Origin of the sequence: Actinoplanes palleronii (assembly GCF_016862315.1) — a bacterium.
Lineage (GTDB): Bacteria > Actinomycetota > Actinomycetes > Mycobacteriales > Micromonosporaceae > Actinoplanes > Actinoplanes palleronii.
Genome location: NZ_BOMS01000183.1, coordinates 1 through 18,259, shown reverse-complemented (window position 1 = coordinate 18,259; position 18,259 = coordinate 1). Strand labels below are relative to the sequence as shown.

At 73.1% G+C, this 18,259-nt stretch carries 18 protein-coding genes; 8 read left to right on the top strand and 10 right to left on the bottom strand.

The genetic code is table 11. The annotated features are described in order from the left end of the window. Positions 1–36: 36 nt before the first annotated feature. The 3 genes from Apa02nite_RS48545 to Apa02nite_RS48535 form a co-directional block, all read right to left on the bottom strand. Positions 37–774 (bottom strand): hypothetical protein, encoded by a 738-nt coding sequence (locus Apa02nite_RS48545; protein ID WP_203831196.1) that lies wholly within the window; start codon positions 772–774, stop codon positions 37–39. A gap of 97 nt (positions 775–871) precedes the next feature. After that, entirely contained in the window at positions 872–3,328 is a 2,457-nt protein-coding gene (locus Apa02nite_RS48540) for a LuxR C-terminal-related transcriptional regulator (protein ID WP_203831195.1), read from the bottom strand. Positions 3,329–3,384: 56 nt separating this feature from the next. Further along, entirely contained in the window at positions 3,385–4,488 is a 1,104-nt protein-coding gene (locus Apa02nite_RS48535) for a sensor histidine kinase (protein ID WP_203831194.1), read from the bottom strand. Positions 4,489–4,610: 122 nt separating this feature from the next. Between Apa02nite_RS48535 and Apa02nite_RS48530 the strand changes: the two genes are divergently transcribed. Further along, positions 4,611–5,651, top strand: coding sequence for an isopenicillin N synthase family dioxygenase (locus tag Apa02nite_RS48530; RefSeq protein ID WP_203831193.1), 1,041 nt, complete (start codon positions 4,611–4,613; stop codon positions 5,649–5,651). A 6-nt stretch (positions 5,652–5,657) separates the two neighbouring features. Here Apa02nite_RS48530 and Apa02nite_RS48525 read toward each other — a convergent pair whose 3' ends face one another. From Apa02nite_RS48525 to Apa02nite_RS48515, 3 genes are read right to left on the bottom strand one after another with little or no spacing between them, the layout of a single operon-like run. Continuing rightward, positions 5,658–6,437, bottom strand: a complete 780-nt coding sequence (locus Apa02nite_RS48525; RefSeq protein ID WP_203831192.1) for a DinB family protein — start codon at positions 6,435–6,437, stop codon at positions 5,658–5,660. A 27-nt stretch (positions 6,438–6,464) separates the two neighbouring features. Next, a complete protein-coding gene (locus Apa02nite_RS48520) occupies positions 6,465–7,025 on the bottom strand; it encodes a GNAT family N-acetyltransferase (protein ID WP_203831191.1) in 561 nt (186 codons plus the stop codon). After that, positions 7,022–7,660 (bottom strand): TetR/AcrR family transcriptional regulator, encoded by a 639-nt coding sequence (locus tag Apa02nite_RS48515; RefSeq protein WP_203831190.1) that lies wholly within the window; start codon positions 7,658–7,660, stop codon positions 7,022–7,024. The genes Apa02nite_RS48520 and Apa02nite_RS48515 overlap by 4 nt, the downstream gene beginning before the upstream one ends. Positions 7,661–7,743: 83 nt before the next feature. Between Apa02nite_RS48515 and Apa02nite_RS48510 the strand changes: the two genes are divergently transcribed. From Apa02nite_RS48510 to Apa02nite_RS48500, 3 genes are all read left to right on the top strand, one after another. Next, on the top strand, positions 7,744–8,862 hold the full coding sequence (locus Apa02nite_RS48510) for an FAD-dependent oxidoreductase (protein ID WP_203831189.1): 1,119 nt from the start codon (positions 7,744–7,746) through the stop codon (positions 8,860–8,862). Between the two features lie 646 nt (positions 8,863–9,508). Then, on the top strand, positions 9,509–9,796 hold the full coding sequence (locus tag Apa02nite_RS48505) for an ArsR/SmtB family transcription factor (RefSeq protein ID WP_203831188.1): 288 nt from the start codon (positions 9,509–9,511) through the stop codon (positions 9,794–9,796). Between the two features lie 20 nt (positions 9,797–9,816). Next, positions 9,817–10,818, top strand: a complete 1,002-nt coding sequence (locus Apa02nite_RS48500) for an LLM class flavin-dependent oxidoreductase (protein ID WP_067700442.1) — start codon at positions 9,817–9,819, stop codon at positions 10,816–10,818. A gap of 104 nt (positions 10,819–10,922) precedes the next feature. On the opposite strand, the gene Apa02nite_RS48495 is transcribed toward Apa02nite_RS48500, so the two are convergent. The 3 genes from Apa02nite_RS48495 to Apa02nite_RS48480 all read right to left on the bottom strand — a co-directional run bounded on the left by Apa02nite_RS48495 (position 10,923) and on the right by Apa02nite_RS48480 (position 14,337). Then, a complete protein-coding gene (locus Apa02nite_RS48495; RefSeq protein WP_203831187.1) occupies positions 10,923–11,891 on the bottom strand; it encodes a diacylglycerol/lipid kinase family protein in 969 nt (322 codons plus the stop codon). Between the two features lie 68 nt (positions 11,892–11,959). Next, on the bottom strand, positions 11,960–13,126 hold the full coding sequence (locus tag Apa02nite_RS48490) for a UDP-N-acetylglucosamine--N-acetylmuramyl-(pentapeptide) pyrophosphoryl-undecaprenol N-acetylglucosamine transferase (RefSeq protein WP_067700339.1): 1,167 nt from the start codon (positions 13,124–13,126) through the stop codon (positions 11,960–11,962). 623 nt (positions 13,127–13,749) lie between these two features. Continuing rightward, complete coding sequence (locus tag Apa02nite_RS48480) at positions 13,750–14,337, bottom strand: DinB family protein (RefSeq protein WP_203831186.1); 588 nt, start codon at positions 14,335–14,337, stop codon at positions 13,750–13,752. Positions 14,338–14,509: 172 nt separating this feature from the next. Here Apa02nite_RS48480 and Apa02nite_RS48475 point away from each other — a divergent pair, with 172 nt between their 5' ends. Both Apa02nite_RS48475 and Apa02nite_RS48470 read left to right on the top strand, forming a co-directional pair. Next, a complete protein-coding gene (locus tag Apa02nite_RS48475) occupies positions 14,510–15,241 on the top strand; it encodes a tetratricopeptide repeat protein (RefSeq protein ID WP_203831185.1) in 732 nt (243 codons plus the stop codon). Continuing rightward, a complete protein-coding gene (locus tag Apa02nite_RS48470; RefSeq protein ID WP_203831184.1) occupies positions 15,238–16,044 on the top strand; it encodes a GNAT family N-acetyltransferase in 807 nt (268 codons plus the stop codon). The genes Apa02nite_RS48475 and Apa02nite_RS48470 overlap by 4 nt, the downstream gene beginning before the upstream one ends. Here the strand turns inward: Apa02nite_RS48470 and Apa02nite_RS48465 are convergent. Then, a complete protein-coding gene (locus Apa02nite_RS48465) occupies positions 16,001–16,903 on the bottom strand; it encodes an NmrA/HSCARG family protein (protein WP_203831183.1) in 903 nt (300 codons plus the stop codon). The two genes, Apa02nite_RS48470 and Apa02nite_RS48465, sit on opposite strands and share 44 nt — an antisense overlap. Before the next feature lie 55 nt (positions 16,904–16,958). On the opposite strand from Apa02nite_RS48465, the gene soxR reads away from it, so the two are divergent. Both soxR and Apa02nite_RS48455 read left to right on the top strand, forming a co-directional pair. Next, positions 16,959–17,414, top strand: a complete 456-nt coding sequence (soxR, locus tag Apa02nite_RS48460; RefSeq protein ID WP_067700351.1) for a redox-sensitive transcriptional activator SoxR — start codon at positions 16,959–16,961, stop codon at positions 17,412–17,414. Positions 17,415–17,439: 25 nt separating this feature from the next. Continuing rightward, on the top strand, positions 17,440–18,129 hold the full coding sequence (locus Apa02nite_RS48455) for a GntR family transcriptional regulator (protein WP_203831182.1): 690 nt from the start codon (positions 17,440–17,442) through the stop codon (positions 18,127–18,129). The last annotated feature ends 130 nt before the right edge of the window (positions 18,130–18,259 follow it).

Sequence of the window (18,259 nt, the reverse complement as noted above, 5' to 3'; positions counted from 1 at the left end):
AGCGGTGGCGGGCACCTGGGACAACGGGCGGACGGGTCAGGAGACCCCGACCGAACCGTCCTCGGAGTGGTCACCGGCGTGGTGCTCGTGCCCCGGCTCGTCGTCCTGACCCGGGTAGGCCGGCGGCTCCGCGTGCTCCGGGTAGCCGGGCTGCTGGTCGGGCTGGTCGGGCGTGTCGTAGGTCGGTGCGTCCCCGGTCGGCTGGTGCGGGACGTAGTCGGCAGGCTTCGGGTAGTCCTCGTCGTAGTCGTAGGGCTGCTCGTGGTCCGGCTTGGCGCCGCCGCCGTAGTTGTCGTCGTACTTGTGCTGGTCGACGTTCACGTCGCGGCCCACGGTCGCCGGGGCGCTGTCGACGTCGAGGTAACCGTCCACGTCGCCGTCCACCGCCACGTCCACCGAGTTGTCCACCGAGTTGTCGGTGGAGGCGTCGATGTCGATGTTCTGGGTGATGTCCCGGTCGTCGGAGTAGGTCACGTAGGTGACGTAGTTCAGGTGCTGGATGATCTCGCCAACGCCCTGCTCGCCGTCGTAGGTCGGCGGGGTCACGGGGGTCGCGTCGTAGTCCGGGCCGGCCGCGTACGGGTCCTTCTGCCCGTGCTGTGCGGCGACCGAGGCGGCGGCCTCCGGAACGTCCACCTCGGAGAGGTCCGCGTCGGTCAGCCCGCGGGCCGCCAGAACGCCGGACGGGTCGGAGGCATACTCCTGAGCGACCTCACGGTCGGTGAAGATGTCCGAGATGAGGTCCTTGATGGCACCTGAGACGTCGATCGTCATGTCCGTTCCTTCCTCTCGTGCTGTCACCCGGTGTCGGCGGGCATGCATACAGCTTGTCGAGCGGGACCGGGTCCGGTCATCGGGGCGATCCCCCTTCTCATGCCCCCGGGTTAGGGGATCGCCCGCCCGTGGTTGATACACGAATCGCTGGTTGCGTCTCGCCCAGCGTCTCGTGTAGAGCTGTCACCAACTCCGCCCTGCTGGTGGCGCCGAGCTTGGTCCGGATCCGGGCCACGTGGTGCTCCACCGTCTTCGCCGAGATGTAGAGCTGCGCGCCGATCTCGCGGTGGGTCCGGCCGGCCAGCACCAGCCGGGCCACGGCCTGCTCCCGATCGGACAGGACTCCGCCGGTAGGCCGGGGCTCGACCGGCGCCACGCCTTCTTTCACGAAGACCAGGCCCCGGGCGCGCTCCAGCAACCAGCGAGCCACCGCCGGATCTCTGACCCGCAGCGCCGCCTGCCCGGCCAGCCGGGACCCCTCCCAGGGCAGCTCCACCTCGGCCAGCCGTTCCGCGGCGGCCAGCACGGCCGGCGCGTCGACCTCGTCGCGCAGCACCGCCGCCCACATCCCGGCGGCCGCGCACTGCGCCTGCTGGCGGTCGCCCAGCTCGGCCCCGGCCTCCCGGGCCACCGCGCGCAGGGCGGCGGCGCCCTGTTCGGCCACCGCCGGTTCCTCCAGGGCCACCGCCACCTGCAGGCGGATCCAGTGGGCGCTGACCAGCCAGGCCGGCGGGGCGCCCAGGTCGGCCACGATCTGCTCCAGGCGGCCGAGCACCGGTTCGATCCGCCGGTGCCCGCGCAGCCGGGCCGCGGTGACCACCAGCTCCTCGACCGCCTCGATCTGCAGCAGATCGACCGCGCCGCGGGCCAGGATCGGCTCGGCCCCGGTCCAGCTCTGCCGCATCCGGGCCAGGTCGCCGCGCCGGCGGGCCAGCCCGGCGCCGAGCGCGGCCCACAGCAGCGCCTCCCGGCCCGGCAGCGGGGCGCCGGCCGGCCGCTCCAGCTCCTCGGCGGCGGTGTCGTAGCGGCCGGCGCGCAACCGGACCCAGGCCAGCAGCAGCCGGTGCCGCTGCGCGGCCACCGGACCGCCCACCGTGCTGGCCAGCGCCCGTCGGAGCAGGGCCTCCGCGGTGGCCTGGTCGCCCGCGGTCACCGCGACCAGGGCGCCGAGCGCGTGCGGGGTGTCCGGCAGCACCACCGCGGGCTCGGCCCGTTCGACCGCCTCGGCCGCCTCGATCAGCAGCGGCAGCGCGCGGGCCGGACGGCCGGTGGCCAGCGCGGCCTCGGCCAGGCGCAGCAGGCTGGCCGGTGCCGGCGTGCGGGCCGCGGTTCGCGCCGGGTCGAGCCGGCCCACCACCATCAGGGCCGGCACCGCCAGCACCGGCCCCGGCGCGGTCGCGGCCAGCAGGGTCTCCGCGGCCCGCCCGGCCCGGCCGTCGTGGGCGGCCACCGCGCCGGCCACCAGCGTCAGCCGGCCCTCCGGGTCGGCGCCCGGCGGCACGTCGGGCGAGTGCGGGTGTCCCAGCAGGGCGGCCGCCTCGGCCCGGCCGGCGGCCAGCCCGGGCAGCGGCACACCGCAGGCCGCCGCGTCGTCGAACCAGGCCAGCGCGTCCGCCGGGCGGCTGAAGCGCAGTTGTTCACCGGCCCGCTGGTAGATCACAGCGGCCGCGCCGCTGCGCGCCCGAGCGGCCCGCAGGTGCTCGGCGGCCGGCACCGCGGACGTCCCGGTGGCCATCAGCGCGGAGGCGACCGCGTCGTGCACCCGGCGGCGCTCGGCCGGGGACGCCTCCTGCCGGATCGCTGCGGCGATCGCCGGGACCAGGGTCTCGCCGGTGCCGGCGAACCAGCCGCTGTCGCGCAGGTCCCGCATCAGGGCGGCCAGGTCGGGCAGCGCGATCCCGGCCGCGGCGGCCAGCGTCGCGTCCGGCAGCTCCCGGGAGTCACCGCGCCCGGGAGAGCCGGGAACACCCTCAGGCGGCTCCGGAACGCCATGCCGCAGCGCCAGCACCCGGGCCAGCGCGGTCACCGCGGGCGGCCGCCGGGCGAGGTGCCGCTGGACGCGCGCCACCAGGGCCGGCGTCGTGCCGTGCCCGGCGCCGGCCAGCGCGGCGACGATCGCCGGGCGGCCGTCGGAGGCGGCGTGCACCCGCGCGGCCTCCGACGCGGTGACCCGCCGCCCGGTGAGCCGGCCGGTCAGCCGGGCCACGGCGGCGAGGTCGAGCGGCTCGAGCACCACCGTGCCGCCGCCGGCGAGCGCCTCGTCCAGCTCGGCGAGCTCGGGCCGGTCGATGGTGGGCCGGCGGGCCACCAGCATCGGCACGCCGCGCCGGGCGGCCGCGGCCAGCTCACGCAGGACAGCGCCGGGGAGCCGATGCGCGTCGTCGACGACGATCAGCGTCCCGGTGGTGGCGGCGGCGAGCCGATCGGCCCAGGCCTGGGCAGGCTCGGTCCACCCGGGAAGTTCCAGGACCGGCCCCGGGAAGGCCACAGCGATCTCGGCCAGCCGGTGCGTACGGCCGGATCCGTCGACTCCCACCACGATGGTCGCGGGCATGGCGTCATCCTCGTCGGCCCGGCCGCCCCGGCCAAGCAACAGTCCAGCAACCGTCTCTAACGGGGGAGCAGGGGAAGGTCGGCGCGGACGGTGTGCACGCCGGAGTCCATCCCGGCCGTGAGGGTGCCGCCGGCCGCCTCGGCCCGTTCCCGCATGCCGATCAGGCCGTGCCCGGTGCCGGCACCCCGGCGCGCGGGATGCGCCGGGTTGGTCACGGTGATCCGCAGTCCGGCCGGGGTGTACTCCAGCGTGAGGTCGGCGCGCCGGCCGATGCCGTGCTTGTTCGCGTTGGTCAGCGACTCCTGGACGATCCGGTACGCCGCCAGGTCGGCGGCGCCGGCCAGCGGGGCCGGGACACCGGTGCGGCTCAGTCGTACGGTGAAATCCGCCTTGCGGAAGCCCTCGATCAGATCGTCGAGAGCGGCGAAGGCCGGCGCCGGCCGCAGACCCTGCGGCGGATCGCCCTCCTGGCGCAGCAGGCCGACCGTGGCCCGCAGTTCGTCGAGCGCGGTGCGGCTGGTGTCGCGGATCCCGGCGAGCGCCTCCCGGGCCCGGTCCGGGTGCGCCGCCATCAGGTGGTGTGCCACCCCGGCCTGCGCGTTGACCAGCGCGATGTGGTGGGCGACGACGTCGTGCAGGTCCCGGGCGATCCGGACGCGTTCCTCGCGTACCGCGCTGACCCGCACCTCGGCGAGCAGCGCGCGCCGGTTGCGGGTGGCCTCGCCGGCCGCCACCGCGATGGCCACGTAGTTGGCCGGCACCAGGTTGGCCAGGTCGAGCAGGCCGCCCCGCTGCCACGGGATGATCGCGGCGGTCAGCGCCACCGCCGCGAACACCCCGGCGGTCCGGGCCACCCGGCGTTCCCGCAGGGTCGCCAGCGTGTAGAGCGCGACGACCGTGGCCACGTCGACCAGGACCAGGTGGGGCGCGGTGAGCGGCAGCGCGGCGCCGGTCAGGACGGTCACCACCGTCACCGGCACCGGGTGGCGCCGCCGGAACAGCAGGGCGATGGCGCCGGTGAGGACCAGGATCAGCCCGAGGCCGCCGGGTGTCCGGCTGACGTGGCCGCCGACGTAGGACACCGCCGCCATCATCACCATGATCACCAGTAGTGGGGGCAGCCAGATCGGCCGGCTTCGCGTCACGGACCGGATCAGCACCCGTCCAGTGTCGCAAAATGATCGTTCCCGGTCGTCCACCCGTGGCGGTGCTCGCGCCTACCGCAACCGCGGTACCCCGGTCCGCCATGTCCGGGTAACAATCGGCGGGCAGACTCGTCGGCATGACAGAGTTCCTGGTCCCGACGGTGGACATCAGCTCCTGGGCCGGTGACGGCAGCCCGGAGGAGAGGTCGCGGGTCGCCCGGGACCTCGACCACGCCTGCCGCACCGTCGGCTTCATCCAGATCGTCGGCCACGGCGTGCCCGCGTCGGTCACCGACGGGCTCGCCGCCGCGGTCGACGACTTCTTCACCCGGCCGCTCGACGTGAAGAAGCGCTACCTGCGCCCGGCCGCCGAGAACCGCGGGTACAGCCCGCCGAAGAGCGAGTCGCTGAGCTACAGCCTCGGCGTCGACCCGGTCACCCGCATGAACGACTTCTTCGAGGCGTTCAACGTCGGCGCCTCCGCCGCCGATTACCCCCATGCGGTGGTCGCGGCCGACGATTACGCCGCGAATACCTGGCCTGCGGAAAACCCCGATTTCCGTACGCGGACGGAGTCCTATTTCGCGCACGCCCGCCGCGTCGCGCACACCTTGACCGGCATCTTCGCCGCGGCCCTCGGTGTCGAACCCGGCTGGTTCGACACGTTCACCGACCACTCCCTCGACGTGCTGCGGATGAACAACTACGCGCTGCCGCCGGGCGAGATCGAGCTCGGCGCCGATCTGACCGGGATGGGTGAGCACACCGACTTCGGCATCGTCACGGTGCTCTGGGCCGACCAGGTCGCCGGCCTGCAGATCCTCGGCGCCGACAACACGTGGCACGACGTGCAGCCCGCCGACGGCGCCCTGCTGGTCAACCTGGGCGACATCACCGCCCGCCTGACCAACGACGTGTGGATGTCGACGTTGCACCGGGTCAAGCCGCCGGTGGTCGACGGCACCATCGAGCGGCGTCGCTCGGTCGCGTTCTTCCACGACGGCAACGCCGACGCCACCATCCGCACCCTGCCGCAGTTCGTCCCGGTCGGCGAGGAGCCGCTCTACGCCCCGGTGACGGTCAAGGAGCACATTCTCGCCAAGCTCAACGGCTCCCGGGCCGGGCTGAAGAACACCACCGCGGTCCGCGAGGCGGCCCGCGTCCACGCCGCCCGGTAGCCGGGCTCAGCTGCCGCGGCTCGCCAGCACGGTCAGGTCGCGTTCGGCGTAACGGCGGTGCTCCCACTCCTCGTTGAGCAGCCACCGCAGCACGTCGCGCAGCCGGTAACCGATCGGTTCCGGCCAGCCGGGCTCGGTTACCGGCGCGGTGGTGGCGTCGAGCCGCTCGTCGGTGAGCGTGTCGAGGACCCGCTGGACCAGGGCGCGGCGGTCGCGGCGCAGCACGAGCATCTCGTCCAGGCCGGGACGCGCCGCCGGGTCGCTCGTGATGCCGGGCGTGCTCGGCAGCTGGTCGAAGGGCAGCCCGAGTGGGTGCCACGGGTACGGGTCGCCGAGGATCACCCGGCCGATCCAGGCGTCGTGGGCGAACACCAGGTGCCGCAGGGTCTCGATGAACGACCATTCGCCGTCGATGCGTTCGTGCAGCAGCGCCGGGTCCAGCAGCCGGGCGCGGGCGACCGTCCCGACCCAGAGCCGATCCATGATCTCCCAGGCCGCGCGGTGACCGCCGGGGTCGGTGGGCCGCATCGCGGCGCGCTCCGGATCCCGGCGGTCCAGCTCGGCCTCGACCAGCGGCGCCACGTCGACGCCGTTGATCACCAGGCCGTCGATCTCGCCGGTGATCTCGACCTGGAACATCTCGGCGCCGCTGATCCGTGCGCCGTTCAGGGTGAGCGCCCGCAACCGGGCGCCGGAGAGGTCCACAGCGCGGATGTCGGCGCCGCGCAGGTCCAGACCGGCCACGCGCGGGCCGCGGCGATCGTCGGTGGGCGCATCGTCGGTCATCGGCCCAGCCTGCCGCATCCGGCCGGGTCAGGGGCGGCCGGGCGGGCGGTCGTTCAGGATGCGCTGGTACATCACGCTGTCCTGCCAGGTGCCGTTGATGTGCAGGTAGGCACGGGCGGTGCCGAAGTGCTCGAAGCCGTTCCTGAGCAGCACCCGCTGCGACGCCACGTTGGTGATGTTGGTGCTCGCCTCGATCCGGTGCAGGTCGAGGGACTGGTCGGCGAATTCGCAGATCGCCGCGACGGCCGCGCCGGCCAGGCCCTTCCCGATCTCGGCCGCGCCGACCCAGTACCCGAGGACCGCGCCGCACATCGGCCCGTAGGTGATGTTGTGCAGGGTGGAGAAGCCGACGATCGTCGCGTCGCGCTCCATCACGAAGGAGTAGAACCGGCCGTCGCGCTGCTGCTGGAGCAGGCCGTCGACCCGTTCCCGCTGCCCGTCGAGGGTCCAGAACGACGGCGGCCGGGGCGGGTCGTACGGCGCCAGATGGTCGCGGTTGCGGACCAGCGCGTCGTGCAGCGCGGGCACGTCGGCGGCGGTGAGCAGCCGCAGCAGGACGCCGCCGGGCAGGTGGCCGATTTCGGTCATGAGGTCTGCGGCTCCTGAGGGTCCAGGCCGATCAGCCGGGCCAGCACGGCCACCTGGTCGGCGAAGTGTGCGACGAACGCGGGGGAGCGGGGGTCGGCGCCGGTCAGGCCCTCGATCACGTGTGGCAGCGTGGTGGTCGCCATGCACGCGGCCATCAGCATCACCTGCAGGCAGGCCGGATCGACCTCGGCCGGCAGCCGCCCGGCGGCCTGCAGCTCGCGCAGCTGGTCCACACCGCCGCCGAGCATCCGGCTGCGCTCGGCGCGGTCGGGGTCGTCGTCCGGCCCGGTCCACTGCAGGCCGCTCCACGCGAACATCCGCACCCCGGCCGGGCTGCGCAGCGCTTCCAGGGCGAAGTTGCGCAGCTGGTCGGGCAGCGGCGTGCCAGGCGGGGCCAGCCCCTCGCGGCGCTGCTCCCACTGCTGGGACATCGCCCGGTAGAGGCCTTCCTTGCCACCGAAGTAGTACGACACCAGCTGCTGGTTGACGCCGGCCCGTTCGGCGATCGCCCGGGTGCGGGCGCCGGCGTACCCGTGCTCGCCGAACTCGGCGGCGGCCGCCTCGAGGATGCGCTGTCGGGTGCGCTCCGGGTCGCGCTGCCGCTCGTGCGGCTCGGGTGATCTGCGCGCTGGCACGCCGCGATCATATACACCCGCTTGAGACAGTCAATTAATCATGTGATTGACAAACCTATGTGTGCGATTGATAACGTCGGCTCATGACGAGAATCCTGATCAGCGGCGCGGGCCTCGGTGGCCTGGCGCTCGCCCAAGCCCTCCGCCACGGCGGCCTCGACGTCGCCGTCTACGAGCGCGATCCCACCCCGCAGACCCGTGACCAGGGCTATCGCCTGCACATCGACCAGGACGGCAACACCGCGCTGCGGGCCTGCCTGCCGTCGCCGGTGCTCGACCTGGTGCGGGACACCAGCGGCGTCAACGGTGACCTGGTCGCGGCGTACACCCAGCGGCTGGAGCGGGTCAGCGCCCAGGAGTTCCCCGGCATCGGCCCCGACCTGATCTCCAACGTGGACCGGGACACGTTCCGCCAGGGCCTGCTCACCGGGCTCGACGACGTGGTCGTCTTCGGTCGCACGGTCACCGGCTACGAGATCACCGGTGCCGGCCGGGTGCGGGTCGGGTTCGCCGGCGGGGGCGGCGACGAGGGTGACCTGCTGGTCGGGGCGGACGGGGTCGGCTCCGCCGTCCGCCGGCAGTTGCTGCCGCAGGCGGGCACCCGTGACCTGGGGCTGCGGTGCCTCTACGGCCGCATGCCGATCACCGAGGTCACCGAACCGCTGATCCCCGCCGACTTCCACCGCGGCTTCTGCTGGGTCGCCGGCGACAACGGTCTCGGGGCCGGCTTCGCCCCGGTCCGGTTCCGCCACCGCCCGGCCGGCTACCTGATGACCGTGCTGGTCGGCCCGCCGGCGTTCCTCGGCCCCGGGCGCCTGGACCTGCGCCGGATCGCACGGGAGGCCACCGCCGACTGGCACCCCACGATCACCACCCTTTTTTCGTACGCCGAGGAAAGCTCTTTCTTCCCCGTCACGATCCGGGCGGCGCAGCGGGTCCCGGCCTGGCCCTCGGGTCCGGTGACCCTGCTCGGCGACGCGGTGCACACCATGCCCCCGGCCGGCGGCGTCGGCGCGAACACCGCCCTGCAGGACGCCGCGACGCTCTCCGCCGAGCTGCTCGCCGCGGCGCGTGGCACCCAGTCGCTGCTGGAAGCGGTCACCGCCTACGAGCAGGTGATGCTCCCGCGGGGCTTCACCACCGTCGACAACTCCGTCCACATGCTCACCCAGATGTTCCCGTCACCCAGCGACCGCGTGTGAACTTTCGGTCCGGACCGCACCAAAACTCCCCACGCCGCGGCCTGCCAGCGGTGGTGTGTGAAGTTGCGGTGCGGTGCGCGCCGAAAGTCCCCACGCTGCGGCGTGCGAGCTGTGGTGTGTGAAGTTGCGGTGCGGTGCGCGCCGAAAGTCCCCACGCTGCGGCGTGCGAGCGGTGGTGTGTGAACTTTGGGTGCGGTGCGCGCCGAAAGTCCCCACGCTGCGGGTGCGAGCTGCTGCGTGTGAACTTCGGGTGCGGAGCGCGCCGAAAGTTCACACGCTGGTGGCGGCCAGGACCCGCTGGCCGCGGCCTCGGCGTTTTGCCTCGTACATGGCGGAGTCGGCGACGGACGGCGTCGCGTTCGCGGGCCGGCACGTCGGCGCCGTAGGCGGCGATGCCGACGCTCACCCCGACCTCCAGCGCGACGCCACCGAAGAAGGCCCACCGTTGCCCGGTCGTCACCGTCGGCGCCGCGGCTGGGACGACGCAACGGATGTCCTTCCGGAGTTCTTCCCCGGCTGATCGGCAGGGGCGGGCCGGTGCTTAGCCCGGGCGCGGCCGGTGAGCCGCGTCATGGTGGGTGGCGGGTGGCACGCTGGGTGACGTAATTTCGGCAATAAGCGAAATGCCGAAGGATGGTGTGCCGAGATGCTGGAGGAGTGCAAGGCGCTCTCGAACGAGACGCGCCTGGCGATCCTGGAGTGGCTGAAGGATCCCGCCACCCACTTCCCCGGGATCGGGGACGAGGCCGACGGGGTCTGCGTCGGCCTGATCCAGCGCAGGGTCGGCTGCTCCGCCTCGACCGTCTCGGCGCATCTGGCGACCCTGCAACGCGCCGGTTTCCTGCAGGCGACCCGGCGCGGTCAGTGGACCTACTACCGCCGGGACGAGGAGCGCATCCGCGCCTTCGCCGCACGCGTGCACCACGATCTGTGACCCTGGAAGGCGGCACCCTCATGCCCACCACCCTCTCCCTGCTCGACCTGGCGCCGATCTCCGCCGGGCAGACCGCCCGCGACAGCTTCGAGGCCAGCGTGGCGCTCGCCCGGGCCGCCGAGCAGGCCGGTTACGCCCGGGTCTGGTATGCCGAGCACCACAACATGGCCTCGATCGCGTCCTCGGCCACGAGCGTCCTGATCGGCTACGTCGCCGCCCACACCGAGTCGATCAAGCTGGGCGCCGGTGGTGTGATGCTGCCGAACCACTCGCCACTGGTCATCGCGGAGCAGTTCGGCACCCTCGAGTCGCTCTTCCCGGGCCGGATCGACCTCGGGCTCGGCCGGGCGCCGGGCAGCGACCAGGTCACCGCCCGCGCCCTGCGCCGCGATCACCTGTCCGCCGACTCGTTCCCGCAGGACGTCGTCGAGCTGCAGGGCTATCTGGCCGGCAAGTCGGTGATCCCCGGGGTGCAGGCGGTGCCGCGCGCCGAGCAGCCGGTGCCGCTCTACATCCTCGGCTCGTCGCTGTTCGGCGCGCAGCTCGCCGCGAAGCTCGGCCTGCCCTACGCGTTCGCCTCGCACTTCGCGCCGGACGCGCTGCACCAGGCCGTGCAGGTCTACCGCCGGACGTTCACCCCGTCGGCGCAGCTGGCGGAGCCGTATGTGATCGCCGGGGTCAACGTGATCGCCGCGGAGACCCACGACGAGGCGGTGCGGCAGATGACGTCGTCGTACCGGGCGCGGACCCGGGCGTTCATCTCGCGCGGCGCGATCGGGCAGAACTTCACCGACGCGGAGATCGACGCGTTCCTGGCCTCGCCGGGCGGGCAGAACCTGGCGTCGATGACCCGCTACACCGCGGTCGGCACCCCGGACGAGGTGCGCGACTACCTGGCCGAGTTCGCCGCGTCGTGCGAGGCCGACGAGCTGATCACGGCGCACCACGCCCAGTCGGTGGCCGACCGGGTCCGCTCGATCGAGCTGACCGGCGCGGCGATGACCGCGCCGGCGGCCGCCTGACAAACCCCCCGCTTGCCTCACGGCCGCTTTCGATCACTGTTCGACCCTTTTCCGGTACGACCGGACGCGCGTCCCGGCGTACCGGAAAAGGGTGAACCTGAAGATCAAGCGGTCGTGGCGCGGCGGAGTTCTTCGGCGTCGCGGGACACCGCGTCGGCGTCGTGGGCCAGATCCGGGTCGGTCTCCGGCTGGGGGACGCACAGGACCAGGGCCTGCGGACGGACCGTGACCAGCAGCTCCCGGCCCGGCTCGATCAGGTCGCCGTCGAGCTGGCGGGGCTGGGAACGGTTGCTGAGGATCCGCACCGTGGTCGCGGTGTAGGTCTCCATCCGCGCCACGGACTGCTTGCGGCGCAGCACGCCCCAGCCCAGCGCGGCCCAGTGGCGCAGGTTGCGCGGGCTGAGAATGGCCACGTCGAGCAGGCCGTCGTCGGGCTGGGCGTCCTGGAGCAGCCGCATGCCGCCCTGCAGCCGCCCGACGTTGCCGACGATCACCGTGCGCGGGCGGCGCCGGAGGGCCGGGCGGTCGTCGAGGGTGATGGTCAGCCGCATCGGACGGTCCCGCAGGTGCTTGACCGCGCCGGCGACGTAGGCCAGCCAGCCGATGTGCTTCTTCGCGGTGTCGTTCGTGGCGTCCAGCATGTGCGCGTCGAAGCCCATCCCGGCCATCACCGCGAAGCTCTGGTCGCCGACACAGCCGACGTCGATGCGCCGCCGGCCACCCTGCAGCACCACCTCGAGGCCGGTGGCCAGGTCGTTGCTCAGCCCGAGGTTCGCGGCCAGCAGGTTGCCGGTGCCGGCCGGCAGCACGGCGAGCGCCACCTCGGTGCCGGCCAGCGCGGTCACGCAGGCCATCACGGTGCCGTCACCGCCGCAGGCGAAGACCACTTCGGCGCCGTCCCGCACGGCCTGGGCGGCCTGGCCCGCGCCGGGATCGTCGACGGTGGTCTCCAGCCACATCGGCGCCGGCCAGCCCGCGGTGGCCAACGCCTCGGTGATGGTCCGGCGTAGCTCGTCGAGGTCGGCGACCTTCACCGGGTTGACGACTACGGCGGACCGCAACGGTGTGTCCATGGGGGAGTCCTCGCGCTTCGGGGGGTGTGACCGTCCCTCAGTACCCCGAACCGCTCGTGATCAGTCGGTCAGCCCGCGGCCGCGGTGAGGATCTCGGTCACCACGTGGTCGGCGGCGTCCGGCCGGCCGTGGGTGGCGGCGGCCCGGCCCAGCGCGATCCGGTGACCGGGGTCGGCCAGCAGGCCGTTGATGGTGTCGCGCAGCCGGTCCGCCGTGGCCTCGTCGCCGTCCAGCATGACCGCCGCGCCCTGCTGGGTGAGGTGCCGGGCGGTGATCCGCTGCTCGCCACCGGCCGAGTACGGGTACGGGATCAGCACACACGCCTTGCCGAGCGCGGTCAGCTCGGCGACCGTGCCGGCCCCGCTGCGGGCGACCACGATGGCGGCCGCGGCGAGCAGGTCGGGCAGCTCCTCGTGGATGAAGTCGACCACCCGGTAGCGGTGCGCCAGGTGTGCCGGCAGGTTCGCGGCGACCTGCTGCATCTCGGCGTGGTTGAGGCTGCCGCACTGGTGCACCACCTGGCAGTGCTGCAGCAGGCCGGGCAGCGCCTCGGCGAGCATCCGGTTGACCTGCTGCGCGCCGGAGGCCCCGCCGGTGACCAGCACCAGCGGGACGGCCGGGTCCAGTCCGTACGCGGCGAGGCCCTTCGCCGGATCGCCCTGCAGCACGGCGGGCCGGATCGGGTTGCCGGTGACCACCGCGCGCTGGCGGGCCTTCGGCGGCAGGTGTTCGAGCGACGCCTCGTGGCTGAGCAGGATCCGGGTGGCCACCCGGGCCAGGATCCGGTTGGCCAGGCCCAGGCTGAGCGTCTGCTCGTGCAGCAGGTATGGCACCCGGAACAGCGCCGCGGCCAGCCCGATCGGCACCGACACGAACCCGCCGGTGCTGAGCACCACGGCCGGCCGGGTCCGGGCCACGGTGTACGCGGCCTGCACGATGCCCAGCGGGATCCGGAACGCGTCGACGACGTTGCGGGCGATGTCCTTCGGGCTGGTCGAGCGGCGCAGCTTGCCGGTGGTGACCGCCTTGAACGGGATGCCGTGCCGCACCGCGATGGTGGCTTCCAGACCGTCGGCGACACCGACCCAGAGCAACTCCGGGGTGACGCCGGTGGCGGCCAGCCGGGCCTGCAGCGTGGTGACCGTGGTCAGCGCCGGGTAGGTGTGCCCGCCGGTGCCGCCACCGGTGACGATCATGCGGAGCGACTGCAGGCGCTGGGTGCTGTACAGGGACATGTGAAGCCACCCCGAGGATCGTGGTACCGGACGGACCGGGGCAGTGTAGTGCTGTGTCCACTGACGTTCACCGGGTTGGGCCTGGTTGTCGTTGTGGATCCTCGCCGCATCGGGTGGATGCGGGCGAGCGACTCCCCGCCGAGGGTGGGCGGGCCTCAGCCGGCCAACTGATCCTGGTGCCGCGTGAGGGCGGCGTGGATCACGCCGGGACCGGCCGTCGGCGGGGGCGCCGCCCGGCCTTCAGGTCGAGGACTCCGCGGGGGGTCACCGACGGTCAACGTCCCGACCCGATGCTCGACAGCCCAGCCGATCACGGTCGTGGCCGCTTCGTGCTGAGCCTGCCGGATCCGCCGCTGGTGGCGGGCTTCGACCTGCCGGGCCCGCCTTCGGGTCTTGCGCCACCGGCGTGAACCGCGCTGACCGGGTTTCGGTGCGCGGGCGGCGGTGGCTTTACGGCGGGCTTTGGTGTCGGCCAGGTGCAGATAGTGTTCGCCCGACCCGACACCAGTAGTGCTGGACCGTCGAGGGTGGTCACGGCGTAGGGGTGGATGATGCCCGGATCAACCCCGGCGATCCGGGCCGGATCGGGTTCCTGCCCGGGCGGGTAGCAGGCCACCGGGAGTTCAGCGCTCGCGGGTGCTCTCGGCGAGCTTCTGCAGCCGGTCGTGGTATTCCGCCCGGTGGGCCGGGTCGGTGAGCGCCAGGTTGCTGTTGTCCGGCCGCATGCCCACCGTGCCGTCGATCAGCTCCCGGGTGATGTCCGCGTGCCCGCCGTGCCGGTTCGTCTCGGCGATCACGTGCACCAGGATCCGGTGCAGGGTCACCTCGCTGTTGTCCGGCCACCACGGCACCGCGCCGGGGGTGTCCAGGTCGCACGTCTCGATCGTGGTGTCCGAGTGTGCCCAGACCCGGCGGTAGAACGCGACCACGTGGTCCCGGGACTCGTCGGCGGTGGCCCACAGGTCGGCGTCCGTCTCGGCGTCGTCCTCGAGGCCGCTCAGCAGGTCATCGAGCTGGCGTCCGAAGGTCACGCCGAGGTAGCCCGCCTCCACCAGGGCGACGTGTTTCACCAGGCCGAGCAGGTTGGTGCCGCTCGGGGTCAGCGGGCGGCGCAGGTCGTACTCGGAGAGCCCGTCGAGCTTCCACAGCAGGGCTTCGCGGGCGCTGCGCAGGTAGCGGTGCAGATCTGCTTTGGGGTCGAATCCGGTCATGCCGTGCAGCATGCCAGGCGCGCGCTGAGACGTAGGTCACGGCGACTTACGGTTACCGGGCCGGGTCGCGGCCGTCTCCTTTACAGCCGCCTCGCTCCGGGGACTGCCCTCGTCCTGGGGCGAGGCGCGCGCAGGCCGCCGACCTGGCGGCCGGACGGCATACTTCGACCTCATGGATTTCAGCGAACGGGTGCGGTCCGCGTTCCGGCGCGGTGAGACCGAAGCCGTGGTACGGATGAGCGAAGCCGAGATCGTCCGAGCCGTCGCCGCCGGTGACCCGGCCGGCGAGGTGGAGGCCCGGTACAGCCTGGCCCGGGTGGCCATCCGCGGCGGTGACCTGCCCGGTGGCGAGGCCCGCGCCCGGGAGGCCCTCGCCGTGGCGGAGCGGTCCGGTGACCGGGCCCTGGAGGAGCGGCCCCGGCACGTGCTGGCCGCCGTCGCCCGGATGTCCGGTGACCTGGCCCGAGCCCGGGAGCTGTACCTCGACAGCATCGCGCTCAACGAGGCCCTGGACCGCCCGGCGACGGTCAACTCGGAGTACCACAACCTGGCGTTCTGCGAGCTCGGCCTCGGTCATCTGGACGTGGCCCGGCAGCTGTTCGCCGAGGGGCGCGAGCGGGTGTTCCGGCACGGCTGGGCGGACTTCGTGCCGTACGTCTGCCTGGCCGACGCCGCGCTCGCCGCAGCCGAAAGTGATCACGCCCGCGCCGCGCTGATGGCCGGGGTCACCGACGCCGCGTTCACCGCGCTCGGCCAGGTGCCGGACCCGGACGACGCGGCCGACCTGGCCGCCGTCCGCGCCGCCGCGCAGCAGGCGCTCGGCGCAGACGCGTTCGCCCGGCAGTACGACCGGGGACGTCAGCTGGAACCGCAGGCGGCTTTCGAGAGCGGAGCACATAAATGATCGACGACATCGGCGCGGAGCAGGTCGAGGCCGCCTTCATGTACGACTACGAAACCGGCATGCCGGAAGCGGCCCGCACCCGGCTCGGTGTCTCGGCCGCCCGGATCGGCGGGGGCGTGGCCGTCGCGATGGCCGCCGACCCGACGACGTACTGGAGCAAGGCGCTCGGCTTCGGCCTGACCGAACCGTTCACCCTGGACCTGTTCGACGAGATCCTCGACTTCTACCGGGGCTCCGGCGTCAAGCAGGCGGTGCTCCAGCTGATCCCGGCGGTGCTGCCGGCCGGGTTCGCCGAGGCGGCCGCCGTCCGGGGTGTCGAGCGCGGCACCACCTGGATCAAGCTCGGCGGTGACCCGGCCCGGGTCGCCGCCACCGCGACCGACCTGCGGATCGGCCCGGTGCCGGCGGAGCAGGCCGAGGCGTTCGCCGGCACCGTGCTGGACACGTTCGGGATGCCCGCCGGTGACCTGACCACGATGCTCGCGTCCACTGTCGGCCGGCCCGGCTGGCAGCCGTACGCGGCCTGGGACGGCGACCTGATCGTCGCGGGCGGCAACCTCTACCTGCACGACGGCGGCGCCGGGCTGAACGCGGCCGCCACCCGCGCCGAGTATCGCCGCCGGGGCGCGCAGGGTGCGCTGATCGCGGCCCGGGCCGCGGCCGCCGCCGACGCCGGCTGCACCCGGGTCTACGCCGAGACCGGCAAACCCGCACCGCACGCGCACAACCCGTCACTGGCCAACATGCTCAAGGCCGGTCTCACCCCGCTCTACGAACGGGAGAACTGGCTGTGGCGCCGATGACCCGGTCCCAGTCGACCGAGCGCGCCCAGTCCGCGTAGCGGTGCCAGCCGACCTCCGGATACCTGGCGTGCAGCGTGTCCAGGTCGGCGAACTCGGTGTTGTCCTCGAACCGCTGGAACATGTCGGCGATCTCGTCACCGGCCCACTGCCGCACCTGTTCGAGCGGCAGCTGCCGGTACGGGATCTCCCGGCCCAGCACCTCGCCGAGCACCCGGGCCGCCTCCTCGCCGGTCACCCGGTCGGAGATCACGTCGATCCGCTCGCCGGCGAACCGGTCCGGGTTCTCCACGGCGAGCACGGCGAGGGCGGCGATGTCCCGGACGGTCACCTGGTCGAGCGGCTTGCCGGGGGAGAGCGGGTTGGCCAGCACGCCGTCGGCGAGCCGGCTGAACCCGACGTTCAGGGCATTCTCCATGAAGTACACCGGCCCGAGGACGGTCGCGCGGACCGGCCGCTCGCGCAGGTGCGCCTCGATCAGCTGCTTGCTGTCGGCGTGACCGATGTCGGTCGCGGCGATACGGCCGGCGCCGCGTACCGAGGAAAAAACGAGATGGGCCTCGGCCCGCTCCGCGGCCTCGACCAGCAGCCTGCCTTGCGAAACTTCCTGGTCCAGGCCGCCTTCCCCGAAGGGTACGGACAGCCCGAAGACCGCGTCGGCACCCGTGATCGCGCGGCCGAGCGCCTCCGGATCGGACAGGTCGCCGGCGGCGAGCCGTGCCCCGGCGGTGGACAGTGCCCGCGCGGCCGGTGCCTCGGGGGACCGCACGTAGGCGGTGACGTCGTGGCCGTGGTCGAGCAGCAGCCGGGCCACGGCACCGCCCTGCTTGCCGGTGGCGCCGATGACGAGAACGTTGGTCATGGGACAGATCCTCTGGGCTCAACCGTGGTTGAGGGCAAGCACTAGATTCGGTCGCATGCCCCGGCCGCACACCCCGTTCCACGAGCTCACCGTCGGCCAGGTCGCCGACCGCAGCGGCGTGGCGATCTCCGCCCTGCACTTCTACGAGCGCAAAGGCCTGATCCGCAGCGTCCGGACGGCGACGAACCAGCGCCGGTTCAGCCGGGAGACGCTGCGCCGGGTCGCGTTCATCCGGGCGTCGCAGCACGTCGGCATCTCGCTCGCCGCGATCCGTGACGCCCTGGACCAGCTGCCGAGCGAGCGGACGCCGACCCCGGACGACTGGGCGCAGCTGTCCGCGACCTGGCGCACCGAGCTGGACGATCGGATCGCCCAGCTGCAGGCGCTGCGGGACCAGCTCACCGACTGCATCGGCTGCGGCTGCCTGTCCCTGCGGTCCTGTCACCTGACCAACCCGCGCGACGTCCTCGGCCGGGAGGGGGCGGGTGCCCGGCGCCTCCCGCATCCGTGAAGCGGGATTGTTCTACGATCTGCATGTGACCGACGAGTGGGGGACCCGGCTGGCCGGAGATCGGGCGCTGCTCGACCGGGGCAGCACCGCGGAGCGGGTGGCGGACATCCTGCGGCAGCGGATCACCGAGGGGGTGTTCCTGCCCGGCACCCGGCTGAGCGAGGAGAGCCTGCGCGAGGCGCTCGGCATCTCCCGCAACACGCTGCGCGAGGCGTTCCGGCTGCTGTCGCACGAGGGCCTGCTGGAACACCAGCTGAACCGGGGCGTCTTCGTCCGGCTGCTGAGCACCGCGGACATCCGTGACCTCTACGCGATCCGGCGCATCCTGGAGTGCGGCGCGCTGCGCAACCTGACGACCGTTCCGGCGGAGGCGGTGTCGCTGGCCGGCGCCGCGATCGAGGTGGCCGAGCAGGCGGCCGCGCGCGGCGACTGGAGCGCGGTCGGCACGGCGAACATGCGGTTCCACCAGACGATCGCCGACATGGCCGGCAGCCGCCGGGTCGCCGAGGCGGTCCGGGCGCTGCTGGCCGAACTCCGTCTGGTGTTCCTGGTGGTCGCCGACCCACGGCAGCTGCACGAGCCGTATCTGGCCGGGAACCGGGCCCTCTACGAGCTGCTGGCCGCGGGTGACCCGCGAGCGGCGGAGGAAGCGCTGCAGCGCTACTTCGACGACGCGGAGGCGCAGCTGCTGGCCGCCTACGCCGCGGCGGCCTGACCGCGGCGATTCTGCCATGGGGAAACCGGCGCTGATTATAGGCGTTGTCGCCTTCGCCGGTGGGAATTCCCGGCTATCTCAGTCGGACGTAGCGGCCAGGTAAGCCATAGGAACGATCTCCCCCCTAGAC